A 22,749-nucleotide genomic window follows, 5' to 3' on the forward strand; every position below is an offset into this window, starting at 1 on the left:
ACGTCGCGGCCCTGTTCGAGCCGGACGACGCACATGTCAGGGCCCCTCGGCCGTGATGCGGAAGCGCCGAGGGGCCTGCGGGATACGACGGGCAGGCCGGTGGCGCTCGGCCACCGGCCTGCCGTGGAGAGTCAGGGCATCGGCTGCTGCTGGGTGACGCAGTGGATGCCGCCGCCACCGGTGCCGAGGCGGTCGATGTCGAGCTGTTCGACGACGCGGCCCGGGAAGAGGCGGGTCAGCGTGGCCTTCGCCGCCGCGTCGGCCCGGGTGTCGCCGAACTGGCCGGTGACGACCGCGCCGTTGCACACGTAGTAGTTGGCGTAGGAGGCGAGGAAGTCCCGGTTGGTGGAGCGGATCTTGTCGTAGTCGGGGCCCTGGAGCTTCTCGACGGTCATGCGGCCGCCGCCCGCGGTCGTGGCTCCGGACAGGATCTGGTACTGCTGGCGCGCGTCCTTGGCGTAGACGTCGGTGTCCGAGGCCAGGGGCATCTGGACGAGGGCCTTCCCGGGGGCGAGGAAGCGGGAGGTCGCGTCGACGTGGTCGTCGGTGATGTCCTGGCCGGTCACGCCGTCGAACCAGATGACCTTGGAGGCGCCGTAGGCGGTGCGCAGCGCGGCCTCGATCTGGGTCTGCGACATGTTGGGGTTGCGGTTCCTGTTCGCCAGGCTGCTGCGGGTGGCCATCAGGGTGCCCGCGCCGTCCTGCTCGACCGCGCCGCCCTCGCCCACCAGGGCGGCGGCGGTGAACGGGACGCCGAGGTGGGCGGCGATCCGGCCAGCGACCAGGGCGTCCCTGGAGTGGGCCTGCTTGTTGCCCCAGCCGTTGAAGTTCAGGCCGACGGCGTCCAGGCCGCCCGCTCCGTCGGTGCGGAAGACCGGGCCGGTGTCGCGCATCCAGCAGTCGTCGACGGGGATGGTGGAGAGGACGGTGACCGTCGGGCCGCACAGGGAGCGGGCCTTGGCGGCACTGCCGGAGTTGGCGCAGAGGTAGACCGGCTCGTACGTGGCGATGGTGCGGGCGATGAGGGCGATGTCCGACTGGACGCCGCCGAGCTTGCCGCCCCAGATGGAGGTGCTGTCGGGCCAGGCCATCCAGGTGCGCGTGTGGCGGACGTCTTCGATCGGTACGCGGAAGGCGCCCGCCGCCGGGGCGGGGCGGGCTGCCGCGCGGGCCCTGCCCTCGGTCGCCGCGAGCGCGGCGGCAGCGGCGGTGAGCCCCGCCGCTGCGAGGAACCTTCGTCTGCCCATGCCCTCGCCGGGCGCGGGCGGGTGTGCTGCGTGAGCGTTCATGAGGGGTCTCCTTGTACTCAACTCCCCGCGAGAACAGCGGGGTTGACCGGAAAGCTAAAACTGGCCAAGCGCTCGGTCAATAGTTGAGACGGGGCCGTTCCGAAGGATCGGGGAAAGCCGCAGGTGACGGCGCGCGGGCTCGTTAGAGTGACGCCATGGCAGCTTCCGCGAAGAACTCCCCGGACCTGTCCGCTCCCGCTGCCCGCGCGGGGCGGTCCCGGGTCTCGGCGAAGGGCGAACAGACCCGGGCGCGACTGATCGCCGCCGCGCGGACCCTGCTGGCGGGCGGGATGAGCGAACGGTTCACCACCCGCAACGTGGCGGCCCTGTGCGGCGTTTCGCACGGGATGTGCCACTACCACTTCCAGGACCGGACCGATCTCGTACTGGCGGTCATCGCGGACATCCGACCCGAGTGGATCCACCCCCTGGAGGAGGCGGCCTCCGCTCCCGGGTCCTTCGCGGAGCGGGCCGACCGGGTGGTCGAGCTGCTAGGCCGGCCCGAGGGCGGCGAACTCTCCCACCTCCACTCCGCGTTGCACTGGCACGCCCTGAACGACGCACGGGTCCGGGAGGCGCTGGAGGCGGAGTACCGGCGCTGGCGCGGCTGTTTCGTCACGCTGTTCCAGGTCCTGGCCGAGGAGCGGGGCGGGGCCGTCGACCCGCGGCTGCTGGGCGAGGCCGTGGCCGCCGCCGTGGACGGCCTGGCCGCCGCGGAGTCGCTGGGCTCCGAGGTCGACTCCGGGGCGGTGCTGCCCACCCTGATCCGTACGCTCGCCGCCGGGACCTGACCCCGCCGGACCCCCTGGCACTAGAGCTCCCGCCGGGCCGCGGCGATCGCCGCCGGGTCCCAGCCCGGGCGGGGCACGGACTCCAGCAGCAGCCGGGTGTACGGATGCCGGGGCGCGGCGAGCACCTCCTGCGTGCCGCCCTGTTCGACCACGGCCCCGTGGCGCATCACGACGATCTCGTCGGTGACGCAGCGGACGACCCCGAGGTCGTGGGTGATGAAGAGGTACCCGATCCCGGTCTGCTCCCTGATGTCGGCCAGCAGGTTGAGGATCTGCGCCTGTACGGAGACGTCGAGGGCGGCGACGGCCTCGTCGAGGATGAGGACGGCCGGTTCGACGGCGAGGGCCCGGGCGATGGCGACGCGCTGGCGCTGGCCGCCGGAGAGCTGCCGCGGCAGGGCGTCGGCGGCCCGGGTGCCGAGGCCGACCTGGTCCAGCAGTTCCCGTATCCGCCGCGTGTGGTCGCGCCCGGGGAAGTGCAGCCGCAGCGTTTCGCGCAGGGCCGCTTCGACGCCGGTGCGCGGGTCGAGGGAGAGGTACGGGTCCTGGAAGACCATCTGGATCTCGCGGGCCCGGGCCAGCCGCGCGGCCCGGCCCCGGGTGCGCTCCGTCCGGGACCTGCCGCGGACCCGTACGTCTCCCGCGTCGGCCTGCTCCAGGCCGACGACGATGCGGGCGGTGGTCGTCTTGCCGGAGCCGGACTCCCCCACGATGCCCAGCGATCCGCCTTCCGGGAGGGCGAAGGACACGTCGTCCACCGCGCGGACGGCTCCGTAGGAGCGGTGCAGTCCGGTGACCTCCAGTACGTTATCGGGCATCGACGGCGGTCCCTTCGAGCAGGTCGCTGTGGTGGCAGGCGGCGCGGTGGTCCGGCCGGTCCGGGGCCGCCGCCGGCAGCGGGGCCCGCTGGTCGCAGACCTCCGTGGCGAGCGGGCAGCGGGCGGCGAAGGCGCAGCCGGGCAGTGGCTCCCGCAGGTCAGGCGGCTGGCCCTCGATGGCGGCGAGCCTGCCCCGGGGGCCCTCCATCCGCGGGGTGGAGGCGAGGAGCGCGGCCGTGTACGGGTGCCTGGGGCGTGTGAAGAGGACCTCGGCGGGGCCGGTCTCCGCGATCCGCCCGGCGTACATGACGTAGACGCGGTCGCTGATGGCGGCGGCCAGATCGAGGTCGTGGGTGACGAACAGCAGCCCGGTGCCGAAGCGTTCGCGGAGTCCCGCCAGGACGGCGATGACCTCGGCCTGGCTGGTGACGTCCAGCGCGGTGGTGGGCTCGTCGGCCAGCAGGAGCGCGGGATCCCCCATGAGCGCGGCCGCGATCACGACCCGCTGGAGCATGCCGCCGGAGACCTGGCCGGGGTACTTGCGCAGCACGGACGCGTCCAGGCCCACGGCCCGGAGGAGTTCGAGCGCGCGGGCCTCGGCGTCCTGCCCGTTCATCGTCCCGGTGAGCGTGACGCTCTCGGTGAGGAAGTCCCCGATGCGGCGCAGCGGGTTGACGGCGGCGCGCGGGTCCTGGAAGACCATGGCGACCGTGCCGGCGCGTACGCCGCGCAGCCGGTCGGCGTCCATGGCGAGCACGTCCTGCCCGCCGACCCGTACGGCGCCTTCGACGACCGCGCCGGGCGGCAGCAGGCGCAGCGCACTGCGGGAGGTGAGGCTCTTGCCGGAGCCGGACTCGCCGACGAGGGCGACGGTCTCGCCGGCGGCGACGGTGAGGTCGACGCCGTCGAGGACGGGCCGGGCGGTGCCGGGCAGGGTGACCCGCAGCCCTTGGATGTCGAGGGTGTTCATCTGTCTCTCCTGGCGACTCGGTCGGCCCACCGCTCGCCCACCACGTTGAAGGCGACCACGGTCAGCACGATGAAGGCGCAGGGCAGGATCGCGGACAGCGGGTAGCCGTGCTGGATGGCGGTCTGCCCGTCGAAGACCATGCGGCCCCAGTCGGGGGTGAGGGCGGGGACGCCGAGCCCGAGGAAGGACAGTCCGGCCAGGTCCATGAGGGCGTAGCCGAAGTTGATGGTGGACTGGGCGAGGACGACGGGGGCGATGTTGGGCAGGACGTGGCGCAGGCAGATCTGCACGGCCGAGTGCCCCTGGACCCGGTAGGCGCTCACGTACGGGCGGGCGCGCTCGGCGAGTACGAGCGAGCGGGTGAGGCGGCTGACGTAGGGCAGGTAGGCCACGGCCAGGGCGATGACGGGAGCCAACAGGCCTTCTCCGTACACCGAGATGATCAGGATGGCCAGCAGCATGCCGGGAAAGGCGAAGACGAGTTCCGTGCTCCGGGAGAGGACGGAGTCGAGCCAGCCGCCGCGCCAGGCGGCGGCCATGCCGACGGCGATGCCGGCGACGGTGGAGAAGACGACGACGCCCAGCGGCCCGAGCAGGGAGGTGCGCGCTCCGAGCAGCAGCCGGGCGAGGGTGTCGCGGCCGGCGGCGTCCACGCCGAGCGGGTGCGCGGCGGAGGGTCCGGCGAGGGCGCCCGCGAGGTCCACGGCGTTGGGATCCTGGGTCGCCAGCCACGGCGCGAGCAGCGCGGCGAGGACGACCAGGCCGACGAGCGCCAGGCAGACGCGGTGGAGTGGGGAGCCGGCGGCGCGGATCCGGGAGAGGCCCGGCCGGCGGGTCAGGACGGCGGTCACGCGGTGGCCTTCCTGGAGGTGAGGGTGACCCGGGGGTCGACCAGGGGCAGGGCCAGGTCCACGATCAGGTTCACCGTCATGAAGAGGGCGACGATGATCAGGGAGATCGCCTGGACGGTGGGGAAGTCCTTGGTGGTGGTGGACAGTTCGAGGAGCTGGCCGATACCGCCGATGCTGAAGGCGGTCTCCACGAGGATGGTGCACACCAGCAGGGTGGAGACGATCAGTCCGCCGGTGGTCAGGACCGTCCCGAGGGAGTTGCGGAAGACGTGGCGGCGGATGACCTGGCGTTCGGGGACGCCGCGGCTGCGGGCGACGGTGACGTGCTCGCTGTCGAGGGCTTCGAGCATGGCCGAGCGGGTGACCCGGGCGAGCATGCCGATCAGGTAGAGCGCCAGGGCGATCGAGGGGAGGGCGAGGTGCCAGAGCATGTCGCCGAGGCCGTCGCCGGCGCCGCTGCTGGGGAACCAGCCGAGCCGGACGGCGAACAGCCCCTGGAGCAGGACGGCCGCGACGAAGGACGGGGTGCCGACGGCGAACGTCGTGGTGACCAGGATGGCGGAGTCGGTGGCCCCACCCCGGACGGCGGCGATCCGGCCCAGCAGCAGGCCGATCGCCACGACCACGACGAGCGCCATGGCGATCAGCAGCAGCGTCACGGGAAGCCGGTCCGCCAACAGGCGGGAGACGTCGGTGCGGTAGGTGATCGAGCGCCCGAAGTCGCCCTGCAGCACGTCCCCGAGCCAGCGGAGGTAGCGTACGAGGAAGGGCTCGTCCAGGTGGTACTGGGCATTGATCGAGGCGAGGGCCTCGGGGGAGGCCGAACGGCCGGCGAGCAGGAAGCTCGCCGGGCTGCCGGGTGCCAGGTACATGGCTCCGAAGACCACGAACGAGGCGACGAGGAGGGTGGCGGCCATTTCCGCCACCCGTCGTACGGCGAAGCGGACGAAGCTCACGGTGCGGCCCCCACGTCTGCGGCCCACGGGTGGTACATGTAGGAGATCGTGGTGGGCGCTCCGGTGATCCGCTTGCCCAGGAACAGCGCGGTCGGCCACTCGGCGACGGGGATCCACAGCAGCTGCTCGGAGGCCTGGCGCTGCAGCTTCGCCTCGATGTCCAGCCGCTCCTCGACCGGGTAGACGGCGGCGGCCTGCTCGACGAGCCGGTCGTACTCGGGGTCGCTGTAGCCGGCGAAGTTCATGTAGGCGCCGGTCTTGAAGTTCGACAGCAGGTCGAGGGGATCGGTGATCGAGTCGTAGTAGGTGAGCGGGAACATGTCGATGCCCTCGCGCGCCCCGGGGTCGGTGAACAGCGCGGTGAACGCGTTGGGGGCGATGGTCTTCAGCCGGATGTCCAGGCCGATCCGGGTACCGGCCGCCTGGACGGCGGTGGCGAGCAGGGACACGTCCTGGCCTATGGAACTGGTCGCCATGGTCAGGGACTTGCCGGTGGCCCCGGCCTCCTTGATCAGGGCCTTGGCCTGCTCGATGTCCTGGCCGGAGGGCGGGAGCCCGTCGAAGGCCGTCTTCAGGGTGTGTTCGGGGGCCGCGGCCCACGCGGCCCGGGTGGTGAGGGAGTTGGTGACGGTGCCCGCGCCCCCGAGGCCGGCCTTGACGAATCCGGTGCGGTCGAGGGCCAGGGACAGGGCCCGGCGGACGCGGACGTCGCCGAGGGGGCCCTGCATGTTGGTGACGTTGACGTTGACCGTGCTCAGGCCCTCGCCGAAGTAGAGGGTGCCCGTGCCGCTTTCGCGCAGGCGCGCGTAGCTCTCGGTGGGGATCAGGTAGCCGCCGTCGACCTCCCCGCTGAGCAGGGCGTTGGTGCGGGCGGAGGGGTCGGTCAGGACGCGGAAGACGGCCTTCTTCGACTTGGCCTTGGTGCCCCAGTAGCCGTCGAAGCGGTCGAGTTCGATCGACTGGCCCTTGTTCCACGTGCCGAGTTGGAAGGGGCCGGTGCAGGCGAGGCCGCCGGTGGTGCCGTAGTCCTTGCCGGCCGCCTCGACTCCCGCCTTGGACGCCACCACGCCGGCGGCGGTCGCCATGTACTGCGGGAACTGCGAGTCGGGCTTCTTGAGCTTGACGGTGACCTGGAGCGGGCCGCTCTTGGTGACGGAGGTGACGTTCTGGAACACCTGGGCCCAGGCGGCCGCGTTGTCGGGGTCCGTCTGCCGGCCGAGGCTGAAGACCACGTCGTCGGCTGTCATCTCGTTGCCGTCGTGGAAGCGGACGCCGGGGCGCAGGTCGTAGACCCAGGTGGTGGGGTCGGGGTTGGACGCCTTCCGGGCGAGGCCGGGCTCGGTGGTGAGGCCGGGGGTCCAGCGCATGAGGCTCTCGCACACGTTGGACAGGATGGTGTTCTGCGGGTAGTCGAAGGCCACCGTGTAGTCGAGGGTGGGCGGTTCGGCGTAGACGGCCCAGCTGAAGGAGTCGATCTCACCGCGTGCCTGGGGCGTGGTGGCGGAGAGGTGGACGTCGGTGACGTTGCCGCCGTCGGCCTTGGGCGGGCCCGAGCAGGCCGCGGCGAGCAGGGCGAAGGAGGTCAGGACGGCGGTGGTGAGGCCCGCGGTGCGGCGGCCGGGCCGGCGGTGGGTGCGTCTGCCCGTGCGGGGTGGGGAGGTGGTCATCTTCGCGCTCTCTTTTCCGTGAGGGATGCGGGGGGAGGAGCGGGCGGACCGCCGGGGCGGTCCGCCTGGTGGGGCCGGTACGCGGGTCAGCCGGCGGCGGGGATCTGCTGGGTGATGCAGTGGACCCCGCCACCGCCGAACGCGACGGCGAGCGCCCGCACCCCGACGACCTTGCGGCCGGGGTAGGCGGAGGCGATGACGGCGAGGGCGTCCTCGTCCTGGGGCGCCCCGGCCACCGGGACGACCACGCCACCGTTGGCGACGTAGTAGTTCAGGTACGAGACCTCGATCTCGCCGTCGGCGAAGTCCGCGAAGGAGGTCTGCGGTACGTCGATGATCTCCAGGCGGCGGCCCCGGGCGTCGGTGGTGGCCTCCAGCACCGCGCGGTTGGCGCGCATCCTGGCGTAGTCGGGGTGGGCGGGGTCGGACGGCAGGGAGACGACGACGGTGCCGGGCGCGGCGAACGCCGCGACGCCGTCGACGTGGCCGTCGGTCTCGGTGTCGAGGAGCCCGCCGTACGGCAGCCAGATGACCTTGGTGACCCCGAGCCGGGCCTTCAGCTCGGCCTCGATCTCGTCACGGCTCATGCCGGGGTTGCGGTTGGGGTGGAGCAGGCACTGCTCGGTGGTGATCAGCGTGCCCTCGCCGTCGACGGTGATCGCGCCGCCTTCGAGGATCATGTCGGAGGCGATCCGGTCGGCCCCGACGTGCTCCAGCAGCAGGGCGCTGACCCGGTCGTCGGCGTCGAAGGGGTGGTGCTTGCGGCCCCAGGCGTTGAAGCGGAAGTCCACGCCGGCCCGGTTGCCGTCCCCGTCGAGGACGAACAGCGGGGCGGAGTCGCGGAACCAGGAGTCGTCGAGCGGCAGCTCGATGACGGTGATGCCAGGGGTGTCCTTCCCGCAGCGGGCCCGGGCCTCCTCGCCGTGGCCGGGCGGGGCGACCATCGTCACGGGTTCGAAGGCGGCGATGGCGCGGGCGACGTTGGCGTACTCCTCCTTCGCGTCGGCGAGGACGCTTCCCCACAGCTCCTCGCGGGTGGGCCAGGCCATCAGGCAGCCCTCGTGCTCGGACCACTCGGCGGGCATACGGTATTCAGCCATCAGAGGTCTCATTTCTTTCGTTGGCGGAGTCTTCCATCGAACTGAAAATTCAGTCAAGAGCGAGATCGGTCAGAGGAAGTAGAGGCGGTTGAGGGAGACCTCCTGCGCCGGTTCGGAGCGCAGGGGCTCGCCGTCGAGCGTGACGAGGCCGCTCCGGGGGTTCACGTGGACATCCCCCAGCCGGGCGTTGCCGACCATGTCCTTCGGGCCGATGCCACGGGTCCCCCGCACGGCGACCCGGCGGCGTCGGGTCGCCAGGGCGTCGTACGGGGCGCCGAAGGAGCCCGACTCGGCCGCGGCGCGGCTGACGAACGCCACCGAGAGGTCCGCGGGGGCGCCGCCGTGCGCACCGAACAGGGGGCCCAGGACCAGTGGCTCACAGCAGTCGGTGGCGGCGTTGGGGTCGCCGGTGACTCCGTAGGCCGGGAAGCCTGACTTGAGGACCAGCTGGGGCTTCGCGCCGAAGAAGGGCGGGCGCCAGAGCACGATGTCGGCGAGCTTGCCGACCTCGATGGAGCCGATCTCGTGGGCCAGGCCGTGGGCGATGGCGGGGTTGATGGTCAGCTTGGCCATGTAGCGCAGGACGCGGGCGTTGTCGTCGCCCTCGCCGTCGCCCTCCATGGGCCCGAGCTCGGCCTTCATCTTCCCGGCCATGGCGAACGTCCGGCGGACGGTCTCCCCGGCCCGGCCCATGCCCTGGGCGTCCGAGGAGGTGATCGCGATCGCCCCGAGGTCGTGCAGGACGTCCTCGGCCCCCATCGTCCCGGCCCGGATCCGGTCGCGGGCCATGGCCGCGTCGCCCGGGAGGTCGGTCTTCAGGGCGTGGACGGAGACGATCATGCCGTAGTGCTCGGCGACCGCGTCCCGGCCGAAGGGCAGGGTGGGGTTGGTGGAGGAGCCGATGACGTTCGGCACGCCCGCCATCTTCAGCACGTTGGGGACGTGCCCGCCGCCGCAGCCCTCGATGTGGAAGGCGTGGATCGTACGCCCCTCCAGGACACGCAGGGTGTCCTCGACCGAGAGGCACTCGTTCAGGCCGTCGCTGTGCAGCGCGACCTGTACGTCGTGCTCCTCGGCCACCCGCAGGGCGGTGTCCAGGGCGCGGGTGTGGGCGCCCATGTCCTCGTGGACCTTGAAACCGCACGCCCCGCCCTCGGCCAGGGCCTCGACGAGGGGGGCGGCGTCCGAGGAGGAGCCGCGGGCCAGGAAGCCGATGTTGACCGGCCAGGCGTCGAAGGCGTTGAACCCGTGCTTCAGCGCCCAGGGCGAGTTCACGCCCACACCCCAACTCGGGCCGATCTCCTGCCCGATGATCGTGGTCACACCACTCGCGAGCGAGGCCTCCATGATCCGCGGGGACAGCAGGTGCACGTGGGTGTCCACGGCGCCGGCGGTGGCGATCAGACCCTCGCCCGAGATCATGGTGGTGCCGGTGCCTACGACGACGTCCACGCCGTCGAGGGTGTCGGGGTTGCCGGCCCGGCCGATCGCGTGGATACGGCCCTCGCGGATACCGATGGACACCTTGCGGACGCCCAGGACGGCGTCGATGACCAGCACGTTGCTGATGACGACGTCGCACGTCTCGCGCACCGCCGCCGCCTTCAGGTGCAGGCCGTCACGCGCGGTCTTGCCGAAACCGGCCAGGAACTCGTCGCCCGGCTTCTGCGCGTCGGACTCCACCCGGACGACGAGTCCCGAATCGCCCAGGCGTACCCGGTCCCCGGCCCGCGGGCCGTGCACCGCCGCGTACTCGTGCGGGTCGATGTCCCGGCTGCTGCCGGGGGCGCAGTGGTCGCCGTGTCGGGTCGGTCTGCTCATGTCGGGATTCCTTCTGGGGTACGCACGCCGAGGTAGCCGCAGGCCGCGGCCCTGAGCAGGGCCTCTTCCTTCGCGCCGGGGGCGTCGAGGGGGCCGTCGACCAGGCCGGCGAAGCCGATCGCGATCCGGTCGCCGCCGATGGGGACGAGGCCCACCTCGACGGTGGCGCCGGAGTCGAACCGGGTGGACGACCCGGCGGCGACGGCCAGGCGCATGCCGTACGCGGCGGCGCGGTCGAAGTCGAGCCGGGGGTTGGCCTCGAAGAAGTGGAAGTGCGAGGTCACGCTCACCGGTACCGAGGCCGTGTTGCGTACGGCGAGGGTCAGGACCGGGGCCGGCGCCTCGACGGTGTCCGAGGCGGGCAGCACGGCGCCCGGCGCCCCGTCGTCGCGGGGGTGCTCCCCGAAGGGGTCACTGATCGCCGCGAGGCGGGTGCCGTCCTCGAACACCGCCTCGACCATCACCTCGGTCACGATGTCGACGACGCCCGGAAGCACGTCGTCCGGGCCGAGGACACCTCGGCCGCGCTCGAGGGCTTCGGCGAGGCGGAGGCCGTCGCGCGCCGCCTCGCACACCGTGTCGGCGATCACGGCGGTCGCCTCCGGGACGTTGAGCCGCAGGCCCCGCGCGTGCCGGGCCCTGGCCAGTTCGGCGGCGGTGAACAGCAGCAGCCGGTCACGTTCGGTGGGCGTCAGGGGCATGGTCTTTCCTTCCTCCGGAAGGCGGGGCGAGCGGGCCTGGGAGGGCCGGAATTCGCCGTCCGGGATTGCGACTCTGGCATTGACTGAAAATTCAGTCAATAGCTTGGCAATGAAAGGCCCTGATCCCGAAGAGGACAGGGTCGACAGGGTCGGATCGGGTCGGACGGCGTTCCAGGGCAGGCTTCAGCCCCCGGCGACCGCGCCCCGCAGGGCGGGGTCCGGGTACGTCAGTCAGTTCTGCCGGAGCCCGGCCAGTTCGGCGTCGATGGCGCCGCTCATGAGCTCCCGCGCGTGGCCGATCCTGATGCCACCGCTGAGCCAGCGCATGCTGAGCCCCTCCAGGAGGGCGGTGAGCCGTTCGGCCGCGGCGGCGAGCGCCGAGGCCGGCGCCATCGGCTGGACCTGGCCCAGCAGCGCGGCGACCTCCTGGACCCACACCAGGGTGGCCCGGGCCAGGTCCTCGCGCAGCACCTCGTCGAAGACCGCACTGGCCCGCAGTTCGCCCCAGGCCGAGCTGTTCTCCCGTACCTCGACGGTGTCCTGGAGCTCCAGCAGCAGCGTCTCCTCCAGCTCCTCCCGAGGGGTGAGCGGCGGTTCGTCCGGGTCGCGGTCGGTGGTGTAGCGCTCCGCACGGTCGTTGATGAATTCGAGGGTCTGGCGCAGGACCCCCGTGCGGTCCTTGAAGTGGTAGTAGATCAGGGCGGTGGAGACGCCGGCCTCCGCCGCGAGTTCCTCCACGCGCAGCCCGCGGACCCCGCGCCGGGCGATCACCCGGGCGGCCGCTTCGAGGATCTGAGTGCTGCGAGACGCCATGGCCCGCACTTTACCGGGGCGTTCCGTGACCGGCGTACGCGGCCCGTCACCGGGAGCGGCGGACATCAGGCCAGGGGCGGGGCGGCCGGGTGGGACTGGGTGGCGCAGTGGATGCCGCCGCCCCCGCCGGCGATGTGGTCGATGCCGATCTGGACCACCTGCCGGTCGGGGTAGGCGGCCTGCAGGATGGCGTACGCGAGACCGTCGGCGTACCCGTCGCCGAACTGCGGCGCGATGACGGCGCCGTTCGCGGTGTAGTAGTTGGTGTAGCTGGACAGGAACTCCGCTCCCCCGCCGCGGATCCGGCGGCGGTCGGGGCCGGGGAGCTCCGTGACGGCGAGGCGGCGGCCGCGGGCGTCGGTGGTGCTTTCCAGGGCCCGCTTGGTCTCCTCGTAGACGGCGATCCACTTCGGGTCCGCACCGGCTCCGGGCTTGTCCAGGATGACCCGTCCCGGGGCGGTGAAACGGGCCAGGCAGTCGATGTGACAGTCCGTGATGTCCTGGCCGGCCAGACCCGGGACCCAGATGACCTTCTCGATGCCGAGGGCGGTCTTCAGGGCCTGTTCGACCTGGTCCTGGCTCATGCCCGGGTTGCGGTTGGCGTTCACCAGCGAGCTGACCGTGGCCAGCAGGGTTCCCTCGCCGTCGGTCTCCAGCGAGCCGCCCTCGCCGACGAATCCCGCGCGGATCCGCGGCACCCCGTACTCGCCGAGGAGGACGCCGGCCGCCGCCGCGTCGTTGGCGAAGGGCTGGGCGTACGGCGTGCCCGTCTTGCCCCAGCCGTTGAAGTTGGTGTCCACCCCGGCGACGGCTCCGGGGCCGACCACGAAGGTGGGGCCGAAGTCCCGGATCCAGAGGTCGTCGTTGGGGATCTCGATGACGTCGATGGCGTGGTACGCGCCGCGCCCGCAGCGGTAGCGGGCGTCGGCGGCCTGACCGGGGCGCGCCAGCATGACGACCGGCTCGAAGCGCGATATCTCGTACGCGACGTCGGCGATGTTGCCGCGGACCGCGTCGAGCTTGCCCTCCCAGACCGAGGAGAGGGCGGGCCAGGCCATGTAGGTGCGGACGTGGCGGTCGGTCTCCGCGGGCATCCGCAGGGCCGCGGAACCGCCGCCGGGTGCGGTGGCCGCGTGCGCGGCGGTGGAGGGGAGGAGCGGACCGAGGGCGGTGAGCGGCAGGGCCGCCGCGCCGAACTGGAGCAGTCGGCGGCGGGTGGCGCGGGGCGTGTCCATGGGGTCTCCCTGAGGGTGAGGGGGCCGGATGACTCGGCATCCTTGCGTTAACTGAAAATTCAGTCAAGTCCTGGGTTTCAGGGCCGGCGGTACTGGTCCACGGCGATCGTCACGGAGCCGCCGGCGGCGGCCTCGACCAGCCGCACGATCGCGATGTCGTTCCGGTCCGGACTGCGCACGCAGAACGGCCGGGCGTGGGCGAGCGCGTTGAAGGGCAGGGCGGCGGCCGGTCGCGTCTCGATGCCGTGGACGCAGTCGGCCGCCGTCAGCTCCGCGCCGTCGGCCACGAAGGCGTCCGACTCGTCGGACGGCAGGAACGCCTGGCCGTCGCGCGCCAGGTACCAGGTGGCCGTCTCGGCGGGCACCACCTTGCCCGCCTTCAGGTCGAACTCGTAGCCGGAGTCGGGGGCGGTGAGCTGGGCCTTCGCGTAACCGGGGAGGTAGGCGGCGGCCGTGGGCGGGGCCGGGGCCGGCCGGGTGGCGGGGCTCCCGCTCACGTCCGGGCCGGCCCCCTCCCCCGCGGGGTCGTCCAGGTAGTACACGGCTCCGGCGCAGGCCAGCAGGGTGGCGGCCACCGCCAGGGCCGCCGTCGGCGGGCGCCGCCGCCCGCGCCTGGCCGCACGGCGGCCGGGGGCTGGGACGAGATGGTCGGAGCCGGGTCCGCGGCCGGCCGACGGGGTCGGCGCGGGAGCCGGGTCCGACGTGCGAGGCGGGGCCGGCGCGGGAGAAGGGGCCGGCGCGGGCACCGACGCTCCGGTCACGACCCCGCCCCAGGCCCCGGCCCCGGACGCGGACGCGGCCCCGGGCACGGGCACCGCCCCGGGCATGGGCACGGGCACCGCCCCGGCCCCGGCCGGCGCCGTCGGCGCGTGGGAGCCGGGCATGGGCGGAGCGGAAGCGACCGGGCAGCCGTCTTCCGGGCCGGGGTATGCGGTCGCCGCCGTCCTGGTCGCCTGCAGGTGCTCCGGAGCTCGCCACCCGGCGTCCGCCCGGCCCCCGACCTCGTCCCGTACCGGCCGGGGCAGCCAGCCCTCGGTGAACTCCGGCCGCGGCCCCACCACGGGGTGCGCGTGCACGGACGCGATCAGTTCGACGGTCGTGGGGCGGTCCTCGGGGCGCTTGGCCAGGCACCACGAGATCAGATCGTGCAGGTCGCGGGGCACGCGGCTGAGGTCGGGATGCTCGTGGACCACCCGGTACAGGGCCCCGGCCTCCGGCCCGTTCCCGAAGGGCGGGACCCCGCCCGCCACGTGCGCGGCCAGCGTGCCGAGCGCGAAGACGTCGGTCGCCGGGGTCACCTGGCGGCCCAGCGCCTGCTCGGGCGCCATGAAGGCGGCGGTGCCGATCCGCAGGCCCGTGCCGGTGAGGGCGGCGGCGTCGGCCGCACGCGCGATACCGAAGTCGATCACCCGCGGGCCGTCGCCCGCGACCAGCACGTTGGCCGGCTTGAGGTCGCGGTGGACGACGCCCACCCGGTGGATCGCCTGGAGCGCCTCGGCGATGCCCGCGACGAGGAGCAGGACCGTACGCACCGGCAGCGGTCCGTGCCGTTGCACCACCTCGTGCAGCGAGGGGCCCGGCACGTAGGCCGTGGCGAGCCACGGGGTGCGGTCGTCCACCCCGGAGTCGACCACCTGGGCCGTGAACAGGCCGTGGATCCGGCGTGCGCTGGCCACCTCCTGGGCGAACCGCTCGCGGAACTCGGGGTCCGCGGCGAACTCCCCGCGTACGGCCTTCAGTGCGATGGGGCGGCCGCCGGGCGTGTACGCCAGATAGACCACCCCCATGCCGCCGGAGCCGAGACGGGCGTGGAGGCGGTAGCCGCCGATCTCGTAGGGGTCGTCGGCGGACAGCGCCGTGGGGGTGGGTGGTACGCCGGGATGCTGCTCGGGCATGCGGTGGCTCTTTCAACGTTGCGGCAATGACCTGCGCGCATCGTGCCGCTAACTAAAGTTTCAGTCAATGTGTGACAATGCGAGACGCACACGGCCGGGAGGTATCACCAGGAGGGACCACACAGTGACCGACCGCAGAAGAGCAATCCTCACGGGTGCCGCACGGGTCATCGCACGTCAGGGCGTGCGGGGACTGCGGGTGGCGGACCTCGCGGCCGAGGCCGGCGTGTCCACCGCCCTGATCTACTACCACTTCAAGGACCGGCCCGGCATCCTGCGGCACGCCCTGGCGTTCATCGGGGACCGGGCGGACCGCTACACCGCAACGAGGGAGGAGGAGGGAGAACCCCGCCCCTCCGACCCGCGGCAGCTCCTGGAGCAGACCCTGCTGCTGGAGTTCCAGGACCTGCCCGAGGTGCGCGAGAACAGTACGGCCTGGGGAGAGCTGCGGGCGCACTCGGTCTTCGATCCGGAGCTGCGGGAGGAACTCGCCGCGGCGGGCGCGGCCTGGGTGGCGGAGATCGCGGGCCACCTCGCCGAGCTGTGCCCGGCCGCGCCGCCCGGCGCCGTCACGGCCGCCGCGGAGCGCCTGACCGCTCTGCTGGAGGGACTCAGCGTGCGCTGGCTCAGCGGCCTGCTCCCCCTGGAACATGCCCGCGGCCTGCTCGGCGAGGCGATCGGAGTGGAAACAGCCCGTCTGGACTCCCTCGATCACCGTCCCGCGAATTGACTGAATTTCCAGTCAGTGCGACAGTGACGACACGTGGCCGCATCACTCTCCGTGCAGAGCGGCCGTTCGCGGTGCGGAGCGCGCACCCTTGTCCGTAGCGCCCGGTTTGTCGGCCTACGCCACACCACCCGCGCCCGCCCTGGCGGATGCACCCCGTCCGCCGGCCCACGATCGGAGTCCCCCGTGTCCTTCCTGCCCCCTACCCGCCGGACCGTCCTTCGGACCCTCTCCGCCATCGGCGCGATGGTCGCGGGCGCCTCGGCCTGCGGCCCCTCCCAGAACGGAGCGCAGGCCGGCGCCACCGGCGGGTCCACCCAGCCCGCCGCCGCCTCGGCCGGCAGGCGCCGGCTGGGCGCCGAGTGGGAGAGCCACACCCGTACGTTCATGTCCTGGCCGGCGCTGTCCAAGGTCTGGGAGCGCGACCTGCCCTACGTACGCGAGGACATCGCACGGATCGCGCGGGCGGTCGGGGAGTACGAGGCGGTCGTCATGATGGCCCGGCCCGACCAGGTGGACGCGGCGCAGCGGGCGTGCGGCTCGCAGGTCGAGGTGATCCCGCTGGCCGTCGACGACCTCTGGGCCCGCGACACCGTCCCCGTGTTCGTCGAGGAGGGCGGCAAGGTCGTCGGGGTCGACTTCAACTTCAACGGCTGGGGCAACAAGCAGCAGCACGAGAACGACGGAGCGGTCGGCCGCACCCTGCTCCAGAAGTACGGGATCCCCCGGGTCCAGGCTCCGCTTGTCGCGGAGGGCGGATCCTTCGAGCCCGACGGCGAGGGCACCCTGCTGATCACCGAGAGCTCGATCGTCAACGACAACCGCAACAAGGGCAAGAGCCGGGACACGATCGAGGCCGAGCTCAAGCAGACCCTGGGCGTCGAGAAGGTGGTCTGGCTGGCCGGCGTACGCGGTGAGGACATCACGGACGCCCACGTGGACAGCCTGGTGCGCTTCACCGCGCCCGGTGTGGTCCTGCTGGACCGCGCGCACCCCAGCACCCCGGCGGACTCCTGGTCGCGCTCCGCCGATCAGGCGAAGTCCGTCCTGTCGAAGGCGACGGACGCCCGCGGCCGGCGCTTCGAGGTCATCGACCTGCCGCAGCCCGACCTGAACAGGATCACGGGCCGCGGAGACGACTTCGTGTCGACCTACGCCAACTTCTACATCGCCAACGACTCCGTCTTCATGCCCAAGTTCGGGGACCGCAAGGCCGACGACCGGGCCCGCGGCATCCTCCAGGAGCACTTCCCCAAGCGGGACGTCGTGCCGGTCCCGATCGACACGATCGCCTCGGGCGGCGGCGGCATCCACTGCTCGACCCACGACCAGCCCGGCAAGCCCGCCGCCTGACGGCGGCCTCAACCGGCGAGGGCGACGAGCCTTCGGTACTCCAGCTGGTCGATCCGTCGTGCCGTGAGGTGGACGTGGACGTCCGTGAGGTACTCCTTCAGGGCGGTGTGGGCGGCCGTGTACTCGGCCTCCTGTGCGGCGGTGTCCGGCGGCATCCAGAGGACCAGCAGCCGCGCGTGCCTGCGGGCCCCTTCCCGGGTGGCGAAGGACAGCTCGTGGACGACCAGGCGCGCCTCGTCCGCGGGCAGCGCCTGCAGGAGCTCCTCATGGCTCAGATTGCCCTCCACCTCCGGCACCAGCACGCCCGGTGGATCCGCCATCCGGAGGATCACGGTATTGATCTCCCGGGTCTCCTTCAGGTGGTGAAGGGCGTCAAGGCAGCCTTCCGAAAGGCCGACCGGGCTGCTCACGAAGTACCTCCCATGCGGTTCGGTTCAACCCTCCACTCCCGTGGAGCTGTGCGGGGCGCCGACGGGCTTGGATTCCGGGGATCCTCGCTGGCGCCGGCGCAGCTGCTGCTCGTTGCAGGCAGCCGTACCGGCGATGGACTTCGTGCCGGCCCGGCGGGGTGAGTCGGCTCGGGCGTGATCGCCGATGCGCTGTTCCCGGTCGCTTTCCGGTCCTGCCTTGTGGAGTTCCTTGGATTCGGGTGAGCCGCGCTGGAGGAGCCAGACGGTGCCGGGTACTTCCCCGACCGAGAGCCGCTGCAGCCCGCCGAAGGCGAGGGTGAGGCTGTTGTCCCGCCAGAAGCCGCCCCTGTGGTGCTCCCGTGGGCCGCTCGCCGGTACGGCTGCTCGCCCCGCGGTGTTCCTGGAGCTGCTGACGGGTCCGCAGCGCCGGCGGTGCGCATGCCCGCGGGTAGTCCGCTTCGGCGAGGGCCCGCGCGGGGGCCTGTCCGGCCTCCCCGGCCCCGCTCAGCAGCGCCGCCACGCCGACGGCTGCCACCGCCATCGGTGCTTGGGTACGGTCAGAAGTCCTCGTCACTCCGGTCCCGCTCGCCGGGGTGCACGTCTTCCTCGCGGCGCCGCTTCAGCTCGTCGGGAGTCTTGCCCCGGGCGCCGGTGCCGGAATCGGGGTGGGCCGGGTCCTGGCCGGGCCGCTGCGGGCGCTTCTGCTCCTCGCGGCCCTTGCCCGGCTCCTGGCGCTTGTCCTTCATACCGCCCATGACGGCGACTCCTTGACGTGTGGGGTACGGGCTGCCTCCCGCTCACGCTGACACAGGGCCTGACAAGTCGCATTCACATGTGGCGGTTGGCGTAGTACTGCTCGATGAGACGGATGACGGCGACGTCGTCCTCGTGGCGTCCGCTCTCGAAGTCGGGCGAGTCCTTGACCTCGGCCTTCGTGGCGGCGAGATGGACGGTCCTCTCCTCGGCGTCGACCCGGGTGATGACCTCGGCGGGGACCAGGACATGGCGACCGAAGATCCACGGCCCCGTGTCGACGACCACGAAGTCCCTGCCTGCGTCGGGTGAATGGCGGTCCACGCTGCCGATGTGTCCGTCGGACGCCTCGACGCGATAGCCCACCAGATCGTCGTTGATGCCACTCATGGCGGCCTCCTTCAGGAGAGCGGGGTGTGGTCCGGCGGTACCGCCTCCTCGGGCGGGACCGGGCCGGGTGGGGTGCCGTCGCCGAACGGCCGTCCTCCCAGGGCGGCGCGGCCGTGCGGCGTCAGCCAGCCCGACGGGTCGGGGCCGTTCGGCACGATGCCGGTGGGGTTGATGTCGGAGTGCACCAGGTAGTAGTGCCGCTTGATGTGGTCGAAGTCGACGGTGTCGCCGAAGCCGGGTGTCTGGAACAGGTCCCGCGCGTACGCCCACAGCACCGGCATCTCGGTCAGCTTGTTCCGGTTGCACTTGAAATGGCCGTGGTAGACGACGTCGAAGCGGACGAGCGTGGTGAACAGCCGTACGTCCGCCTCGGTGAGGGTGTCGCCGACGAGGTAGCGGGACCGGTCGAGGCGGGCCGACAGCCAGTCGAGCCGGGCGAACAGCCTCTCGTACGCGTCGGCGTAGGACTCCTGCGACCCGGCGAATCCGGCCCGGTAGACGCCGTTGTTCACGTCCCGGTACACCACCTCGTTGACCGCGTCGATCTGCGGCCGCAGCAGGAGCGGATAGAGCGCGGGCGCCCCGGGCCTGTGGTGGGGCGCCCATTGCAGCGACATGTCGAGCGTGATCCGCGGGAAGTCGTTGGTGACCACCTTCCCGGTCGGGACGTCCACGACCGCCGGCACCGTGATGCCGCGGTCGTAGCCGGGGTCGCGCGCGCGGTAGGCCTCCCGGAGGCGCTCGATGCCGAGTACGGGGTCGCGCCCGCCCGGATCGAGGTCGAAGGTCCAGCTGCGCTCGTCGTGCACCGGCCCGGCGACGGCCATCGGCAGGGCCCGCTCCAGCCCGAGGAGTCGCCGTACGATCACCGCGCGGCTCGCCCACGGACAGGCACGGCTGACCACCAGCCGGTAGCGGCCGGGCTCCACGGGGAAGCCGTCGCGGCCGTCGGCGGTGATCCGGGTGGTGAGGTACCGGCTGTCGCGGGAGTACTCCTTGCCGGGGGTCACATAGCTCACGTCCCGCGCCTACCCGCGGTCGGCCGCCGTGAACGCCAAGGCCCGTCATCCGATGCGTCGGCGCGCGGATCCGTTCCCGTTCGGCGACAGGTCGTAGACCGCGAAGGCCCGGTCGATGACGGGCATGGCAACGTTGCGGACCCTGATGCCGCCCGCCGTCATGCCGTGTTCGGTGCCGAGGTGGGCGTGTCCGTGGGCGGCGAGGTCGGCGCCTTCCTCGTCCATCGCCTCGGCGAGGAGGTGGCTGCCGAGGAAGGGGTAGATCTCCAGGGGTTCACCCGCCAGGGTGTCCGGCACGGGCGCGAAGTGGGTCAGCGCGATCCGCAGCCCACAGCCCGCCGCGCGGAGCTCCTCGGTGACGGCCCGCTCCTGGTCGCTCTGGTAGTCGTGGTTCCCGAGGACCGCGACCACGGGCACGGGCAGACCGGCGACCTCCGCGGCCACCACCCGGGCTTCTTCCCGAGTCCCGTGCCGGGTCAGGCCGTCGGCCAGGAGCAGCAGGTCCGCGCGGTCGCCGAGGGTGTCGAAGGCGGGGCGCAGCAGACCCGCGCCGTCCGGGCCGAGGTGGACGTCCCCGACGGCCGCGACGCGCGTCATGACAGCTCCTCGGCGGTCTCCTCGTGTGCCGGCCGGTCCCGCAGGTGCCGGATGCGGTACTCGATGCTTCCGGTGGAGCTCGTCCGGTCCGCGCCGGACACGCTGGGCGAGGGGCGGCGGTATCCGCGGGGCCGTGGGAACAGGTCCACCGCGCCCCGGGGTGGCATGCTCATTCGTATGGAGGGCGATTCCGTGCTTCCCGAAACCGGCGGCTGCGCGGCACCCGAGGTGTTGGCGCTGGCCAAGGTCGTGGCGAGGCTCCGTACCGAGGTCGTCGACCTGGAGGGCGTGGCCTCGGTGGCGGCCGTCGTGGAGCGGGCCAAGGGCGTGCTGATGGCCCAGGCGGGCGTTTCCGCGGAGGCCGCGCACCAGCTGCTGCTCGACCGCGCCGAGCAGCGGCGGCGGACCCTCCTGGAGGAGTCCTGGATCACCCTGAGCCGGGTCGGCTCGGGGCCCCCGCCGCCGGCGCCGCCGGCGCCCCACGGCGCGTCGGCCGGGTCGGTCGTGGCGCCGCAGGCGGACGGACGGCCCGGCGCGCCCGCCAGGGTGCTCCTGGCTCGGCTGGCCGAGGGCCTCGCCGGTACCCGTACCGCGGACGACGTGGCGGAACTGCTGCGGGCGGTGCTGGGCGACGCGGAGGCCGTGGACGCCGTCATGATCTACACGGTGGCGGGCGGCGGAAGCCTGGAGCTGGCAGGATGCGCCGGTGTGGACGCGGCGCTGGCCGAGCAGTGGAGCCACGTCCGCCGCTCAGCGGCGTCGCCGCGCTGGAGGCCGTCGCCACCCGGGAGGGGGTCTGGCTCGAAGACCCGGAGGCGGACGCCGTCCAGTACCTGCTGATCGGGAATCCGCCCGAGCGGTGGCCCTCGCGCGCCTGGCTCCCCGTACCCGGCAGCCCGCCGGTGACGGCGGTCGTCGGGTTCTTCCGTACTCGGCCGGGCCCCTTCGACGCACCCACCCGCACCCTGCTGCGGAGGGCCGTCAGGCTCTGCGGCGGGCCCCTCCGGGAAGGCCACGGGCCCGGCCCGCTCCACGAGGACGCCGACGCCGTCCAGACGATCTTCGACGCGCTGTCCGGGCCGGCGGTCCTGCTCACTCCCCTGCGGTCGGAGACGGGGGAGGTGGAGGACTACCTGATCGTCGCCGCGACGCCGGAGTCCGTGGACGTGGTCGGCCGGCACGGCAAGGAGCTGGTCGGGCGGCGGGTCCTGGAGACGTACCCGACCGTGGCGGGCACCGCGCTGTGGGACGGGTACCTGGAGACGCTGACCACCGGGGTGGTCCACGAGAGCCAACCCTTCACCTACGAGGAGGTGACCGCGGGAGTCCCGCAGCAGTCGGTGTACTCGGTCCGGGTGTCCAGGCTGGGCGACCGTCTGGTGGCGTCCTGGATCCGCCACGACACCAGCGAGCGCGAGGCCCGCAGGCTCGCCGAACTGCAGCGCCTGGGCAACCTGGGCTGGGCGGGCTGGAACCTGGTGACGGACACCGTCACCTGGTCCGACCAGGTCTACGCCGTCTTCGACCGCGACCCCGCGCTTGGCCCGATGCGGCTGGAGGAGCTCCCCCGTCATCTGCCGGCGGACGACCTGCCGAGGCTGGGCGCGGCCGTCCGGCGGCTGCTGGGCGACGGCCGGGCCATCGACGAACCCTTCCGCGTCACCACGGCGAAGGGGGTGCGCCACCTGCGGATCGTCGCGGAGGCGCGGACCGACGCGGACGGTTCCCCCGTCGAGGTGCACGGCTTCTTCCAGGACCTCACCGCGCTGCGCGACGCCGAGCTCGCCCTGGTCGAGAGCGAGCGTGCCAACCTCGTCCAGCGCGGCATGCTGAAGGCCGAACGCGCGCTGGGCGCCCGGCTCCAGGACACCCTGCTGCCGGTCCCCGAGCAGTCGCTCGAACTCGCGGGCCTGTGCGTCGACGTCGCGTACGTCCCCGCCGACAGCGGGCTGAACGTCGGGGGCGACTGGTACTCCGCGATCGAACTGCCGGACGAGAGCGCCCTGTTCGTGGTCGGAGACGTCGCCGGCCACGGGCTCTCCGCCGTCGGCACCATGGCCCAACTGCGGTTCTACACCAAGGGCATGACCGTCACCGGGTCGGCCCTCCCCGACGTCCTCGGCAGGCTCAACTCCCTGCTGCTGCATACGGCAACGGACCCGGACGGCGCCACCGCCACCATGGTCATGGGGCGCTACCAGCCCTGGGACCGCCGCCTGACCTGGGTCCGTGCCGGGCACCTGCCGCCGCTGCTGATCCGCGGGGGTGAGGCGGGCTACCTGTCACAGCCCGCGGGCTGCCTGCTCGGCGCCGCGTTCCACTCCTCGTACGGGCAGGAGACGCTCGACCTGCTGCCCGGGGACCACCTGCTGCTCTACACGGACGGCCTCGTGGAGGATCCGGGCGAGGACATCGAGGTGGGGCTCGGGCGACTCGCCGAGGCCGCCGTGCGGCTCCTGCGGGAGAGCGGGAACGACATGCTCGCCCGCACTCTGGCCGCGCTGCGGCCGGGGAACCGCGACGACATCTGCGTCCTGGACATCCACGTCCCGGACGATTCCTGATCCGACGACGATTCCCGATCCGACCGCCT

24 protein-coding genes are annotated in these 22,749 nt (G+C 72.7%); 5 read left to right on the forward strand and 19 right to left on the reverse strand.

Annotated elements, in window-relative coordinates:
* Positions 1–131: 131 nt before the first annotated feature.
* Complete coding sequence (locus ACGFYU_RS10620; protein ID WP_393826897.1) at positions 132–1,289, reverse strand: agmatine/peptidylarginine deiminase; 1,158 nt, start codon at positions 1,287–1,289, stop codon at positions 132–134.
* Between the two features lie 155 nt (positions 1,290–1,444).
* Between ACGFYU_RS10620 and ACGFYU_RS10625 the strand changes: the two genes are divergently transcribed.
* The gene (locus ACGFYU_RS10625; protein ID WP_393826898.1) at positions 1,445–2,080 is read left to right on the forward strand and encodes a TetR/AcrR family transcriptional regulator; all 636 of its coding nucleotides are present in this window, start codon (positions 1,445–1,447) and stop codon (positions 2,078–2,080) included.
* Between the two features lie 20 nt (positions 2,081–2,100).
* On the opposite strand, the gene ACGFYU_RS10630 is transcribed toward ACGFYU_RS10625, so the two are convergent.
* The 11 genes from ACGFYU_RS10630 to ACGFYU_RS10680 all read right to left on the reverse strand — a co-directional run bounded on the left by ACGFYU_RS10630 (position 2,101) and on the right by ACGFYU_RS10680 (position 14,907).
* Positions 2,101–2,898 carry an ABC transporter ATP-binding protein gene (locus ACGFYU_RS10630; protein WP_393826899.1) on the reverse strand — a complete coding sequence of 266 codons (798 nt, stop codon included), beginning with the start codon at positions 2,896–2,898 and terminating at the stop codon, positions 2,101–2,103.
* Positions 2,888–3,868 (reverse strand): ABC transporter ATP-binding protein, encoded by a 981-nt coding sequence (locus ACGFYU_RS10635; protein ID WP_393826900.1) that lies wholly within the window; start codon positions 3,866–3,868, stop codon positions 2,888–2,890. Before ACGFYU_RS10635 ends, ACGFYU_RS10630 begins: the two co-directional genes overlap by 11 nt.
* Entirely contained in the window at positions 3,865–4,719 is an 855-nt protein-coding gene (locus ACGFYU_RS10640) for an ABC transporter permease (protein WP_393826901.1), read from the reverse strand. The genes ACGFYU_RS10635 and ACGFYU_RS10640 overlap by 4 nt, the downstream gene beginning before the upstream one ends.
* A complete protein-coding gene (locus tag ACGFYU_RS10645; protein ID WP_393826902.1) occupies positions 4,716–5,675 on the reverse strand; it encodes an ABC transporter permease in 960 nt (319 codons plus the stop codon). Before ACGFYU_RS10645 ends, ACGFYU_RS10640 begins: the two co-directional genes overlap by 4 nt.
* Positions 5,672–7,342, reverse strand: a complete 1,671-nt coding sequence (locus ACGFYU_RS10650; RefSeq protein ID WP_393826903.1) for an ABC transporter substrate-binding protein — start codon at positions 7,340–7,342, stop codon at positions 5,672–5,674. Before ACGFYU_RS10650 ends, ACGFYU_RS10645 begins: the two co-directional genes overlap by 4 nt.
* An 86-nt stretch (positions 7,343–7,428) precedes the next feature.
* On the reverse strand, positions 7,429–8,442 hold the full coding sequence (locus ACGFYU_RS10655; protein ID WP_393826904.1) for an agmatine/peptidylarginine deiminase: 1,014 nt from the start codon (positions 8,440–8,442) through the stop codon (positions 7,429–7,431).
* A 69-nt stretch (positions 8,443–8,511) separates the two neighbouring features.
* Positions 8,512–10,263: an urease subunit alpha gene (locus ACGFYU_RS10660; RefSeq protein WP_393826905.1), complete on the reverse strand. Its 1,752-nt coding sequence runs from the start codon at positions 10,261–10,263 to the stop codon at positions 8,512–8,514.
* Complete coding sequence (ureA, locus tag ACGFYU_RS10665) at positions 10,260–10,964, reverse strand: urease subunit gamma (RefSeq protein ID WP_393826906.1); 705 nt, start codon at positions 10,962–10,964, stop codon at positions 10,260–10,262. Before ureA ends, ACGFYU_RS10660 begins: the two co-directional genes overlap by 4 nt.
* A 231-nt stretch (positions 10,965–11,195) precedes the next feature.
* On the reverse strand, positions 11,196–11,777 hold the full coding sequence (locus ACGFYU_RS10670) for a TetR/AcrR family transcriptional regulator (RefSeq protein WP_393826907.1): 582 nt from the start codon (positions 11,775–11,777) through the stop codon (positions 11,196–11,198).
* Positions 11,778–11,842: 65 nt separating this feature from the next.
* On the reverse strand, positions 11,843–13,012 hold the full coding sequence (locus ACGFYU_RS10675) for an agmatine deiminase family protein (protein ID WP_393826908.1): 1,170 nt from the start codon (positions 13,010–13,012) through the stop codon (positions 11,843–11,845).
* Between the two features lie 77 nt (positions 13,013–13,089).
* Positions 13,090–14,907: a serine/threonine-protein kinase gene (locus ACGFYU_RS10680; protein WP_393826909.1), complete on the reverse strand. Its 1,818-nt coding sequence runs from the start codon at positions 14,905–14,907 to the stop codon at positions 13,090–13,092.
* Positions 14,908–15,031: 124 nt separating this feature from the next.
* Between ACGFYU_RS10680 and ACGFYU_RS10685 the strand changes: the two genes are divergently transcribed.
* Entirely contained in the window at positions 15,032–15,637 is a 606-nt protein-coding gene (locus ACGFYU_RS10685) for a TetR/AcrR family transcriptional regulator (protein ID WP_393826910.1), read from the forward strand.
* A 183-nt stretch (positions 15,638–15,820) separates the two neighbouring features.
* A complete protein-coding gene (locus tag ACGFYU_RS10690) occupies positions 15,821–16,987 on the forward strand; it encodes an agmatine deiminase family protein (RefSeq protein ID WP_393826911.1) in 1,167 nt (388 codons plus the stop codon).
* A gap of 8 nt (positions 16,988–16,995) precedes the next feature.
* Here the strand turns inward: ACGFYU_RS10690 and ACGFYU_RS10695 are convergent, their stop codons facing one another.
* The 7 genes from ACGFYU_RS10695 to ACGFYU_RS10725 form a co-directional block, all read right to left on the reverse strand.
* Complete coding sequence (locus ACGFYU_RS10695) at positions 16,996–17,397, reverse strand: hypothetical protein (RefSeq protein ID WP_393826912.1); 402 nt, start codon at positions 17,395–17,397, stop codon at positions 16,996–16,998.
* A gap of 24 nt (positions 17,398–17,421) precedes the next feature.
* Positions 17,422–17,697 (reverse strand): DUF6766 family protein, encoded by a 276-nt coding sequence (locus ACGFYU_RS10700; protein WP_393827138.1) that lies wholly within the window; start codon positions 17,695–17,697, stop codon positions 17,422–17,424.
* Positions 17,698–17,954: 257 nt separating this feature from the next.
* Positions 17,955–18,152, reverse strand: a complete 198-nt coding sequence (locus ACGFYU_RS10705; protein WP_393826913.1) for a hypothetical protein — start codon at positions 18,150–18,152, stop codon at positions 17,955–17,957.
* Positions 18,153–18,225: 73 nt separating this feature from the next.
* Complete coding sequence (locus tag ACGFYU_RS10710; RefSeq protein ID WP_393826914.1) at positions 18,226–18,540, reverse strand: PRC-barrel domain containing protein; 315 nt, start codon at positions 18,538–18,540, stop codon at positions 18,226–18,228.
* A gap of 11 nt (positions 18,541–18,551) precedes the next feature.
* Positions 18,552–19,559 carry a glutathione S-transferase family protein gene (locus ACGFYU_RS10715; protein WP_393826915.1) on the reverse strand — a complete coding sequence of 336 codons (1,008 nt, stop codon included), beginning with the start codon at positions 19,557–19,559 and terminating at the stop codon, positions 18,552–18,554.
* A gap of 45 nt (positions 19,560–19,604) precedes the next feature.
* Complete coding sequence (locus tag ACGFYU_RS10720) at positions 19,605–20,156, reverse strand: metallophosphoesterase (RefSeq protein WP_393826916.1); 552 nt, start codon at positions 20,154–20,156, stop codon at positions 19,605–19,607.
* Positions 20,153–20,329 (reverse strand): hypothetical protein, encoded by a 177-nt coding sequence (locus tag ACGFYU_RS10725; RefSeq protein WP_393826917.1) that lies wholly within the window; start codon positions 20,327–20,329, stop codon positions 20,153–20,155. The genes ACGFYU_RS10720 and ACGFYU_RS10725 overlap by 4 nt, the downstream gene beginning before the upstream one ends.
* Before the next feature lie 4 nt (positions 20,330–20,333).
* Between ACGFYU_RS10725 and ACGFYU_RS10730 the strand changes: the two genes are divergently transcribed.
* The gene (locus ACGFYU_RS10730) at positions 20,334–20,996 is read left to right on the forward strand and encodes an ANTAR domain-containing protein (protein WP_393826918.1); all 663 of its coding nucleotides are present in this window, start codon (positions 20,334–20,336) and stop codon (positions 20,994–20,996) included.
* Complete coding sequence (locus tag ACGFYU_RS10735; protein ID WP_393826919.1) at positions 20,888–22,720, forward strand: PP2C family protein-serine/threonine phosphatase; 1,833 nt, start codon at positions 20,888–20,890, stop codon at positions 22,718–22,720. Before ACGFYU_RS10730 ends, ACGFYU_RS10735 begins: the two co-directional genes overlap by 109 nt.
* Positions 22,721–22,749: the final 29 nt, after the last annotated feature.

Origin of the sequence: Streptomyces sp. NPDC048337, from assembly GCF_043201175.1 — a bacterium.
In the GTDB taxonomy this organism is placed as follows: Bacteria; Actinomycetota; Actinomycetes; order Streptomycetales; family Streptomycetaceae; genus Streptomyces.

Coding starts and splice junctions, on each gene's coding strand:
- ACGFYU_RS10620 (WP_393826897.1), bottom strand. CDS start 1,289: ATGAACGCTCACGCAGCACACCCGCCCGCGCCCGGCGAGGGCATGGGC.
- ACGFYU_RS10625 (WP_393826898.1), top strand. CDS start 1,445: ATGGCAGCTTCCGCGAAGAACTCCCCGGACCTGTCCGCTCCCGCTGCC.
- ACGFYU_RS10630 (WP_393826899.1), bottom strand. CDS start 2,898: ATGCCCGATAACGTACTGGAGGTCACCGGACTGCACCGCTCCTACGGA.
- ACGFYU_RS10635 (WP_393826900.1), bottom strand. CDS start 3,868: ATGAACACCCTCGACATCCAAGGGCTGCGGGTCACCCTGCCCGGCACC.
- ACGFYU_RS10650 (WP_393826903.1), bottom strand. CDS start 7,342: ATGACCACCTCCCCACCCCGCACGGGCAGACGCACCCACCGCCGGCCC.
- ACGFYU_RS10655 (WP_393826904.1), bottom strand. CDS start 8,442: ATGGCTGAATACCGTATGCCCGCCGAGTGGTCCGAGCACGAGGGCTGC.
- ACGFYU_RS10660 (WP_393826905.1), bottom strand. CDS start 10,263: ATGAGCAGACCGACCCGACACGGCGACCACTGCGCCCCCGGCAGCAGC.
- ureA (WP_393826906.1), bottom strand. CDS start 10,964: ATGCCCCTGACGCCCACCGAACGTGACCGGCTGCTGCTGTTCACCGCC.
- ACGFYU_RS10670 (WP_393826907.1), bottom strand. CDS start 11,777: ATGGCGTCTCGCAGCACTCAGATCCTCGAAGCGGCCGCCCGGGTGATC.
- ACGFYU_RS10675 (WP_393826908.1), bottom strand. CDS start 13,012: ATGGACACGCCCCGCGCCACCCGCCGCCGACTGCTCCAGTTCGGCGCG.
- ACGFYU_RS10680 (WP_393826909.1), bottom strand. CDS start 14,907: ATGCCCGAGCAGCATCCCGGCGTACCACCCACCCCCACGGCGCTGTCC.
- ACGFYU_RS10705 (WP_393826913.1), bottom strand. CDS start 18,152: ATGGGCGGTATGAAGGACAAGCGCCAGGAGCCGGGCAAGGGCCGCGAG.
- ACGFYU_RS10710 (WP_393826914.1), bottom strand. CDS start 18,540: ATGAGTGGCATCAACGACGATCTGGTGGGCTATCGCGTCGAGGCGTCC.
- ACGFYU_RS10720 (WP_393826916.1), bottom strand. CDS start 20,156: ATGACGCGCGTCGCGGCCGTCGGGGACGTCCACCTCGGCCCGGACGGC.
- ACGFYU_RS10725 (WP_393826917.1), bottom strand. CDS start 20,329: ATGAGCATGCCACCCCGGGGCGCGGTGGACCTGTTCCCACGGCCCCGC.
- ACGFYU_RS10730 (WP_393826918.1), top strand. CDS start 20,334: ATGGAGGGCGATTCCGTGCTTCCCGAAACCGGCGGCTGCGCGGCACCC.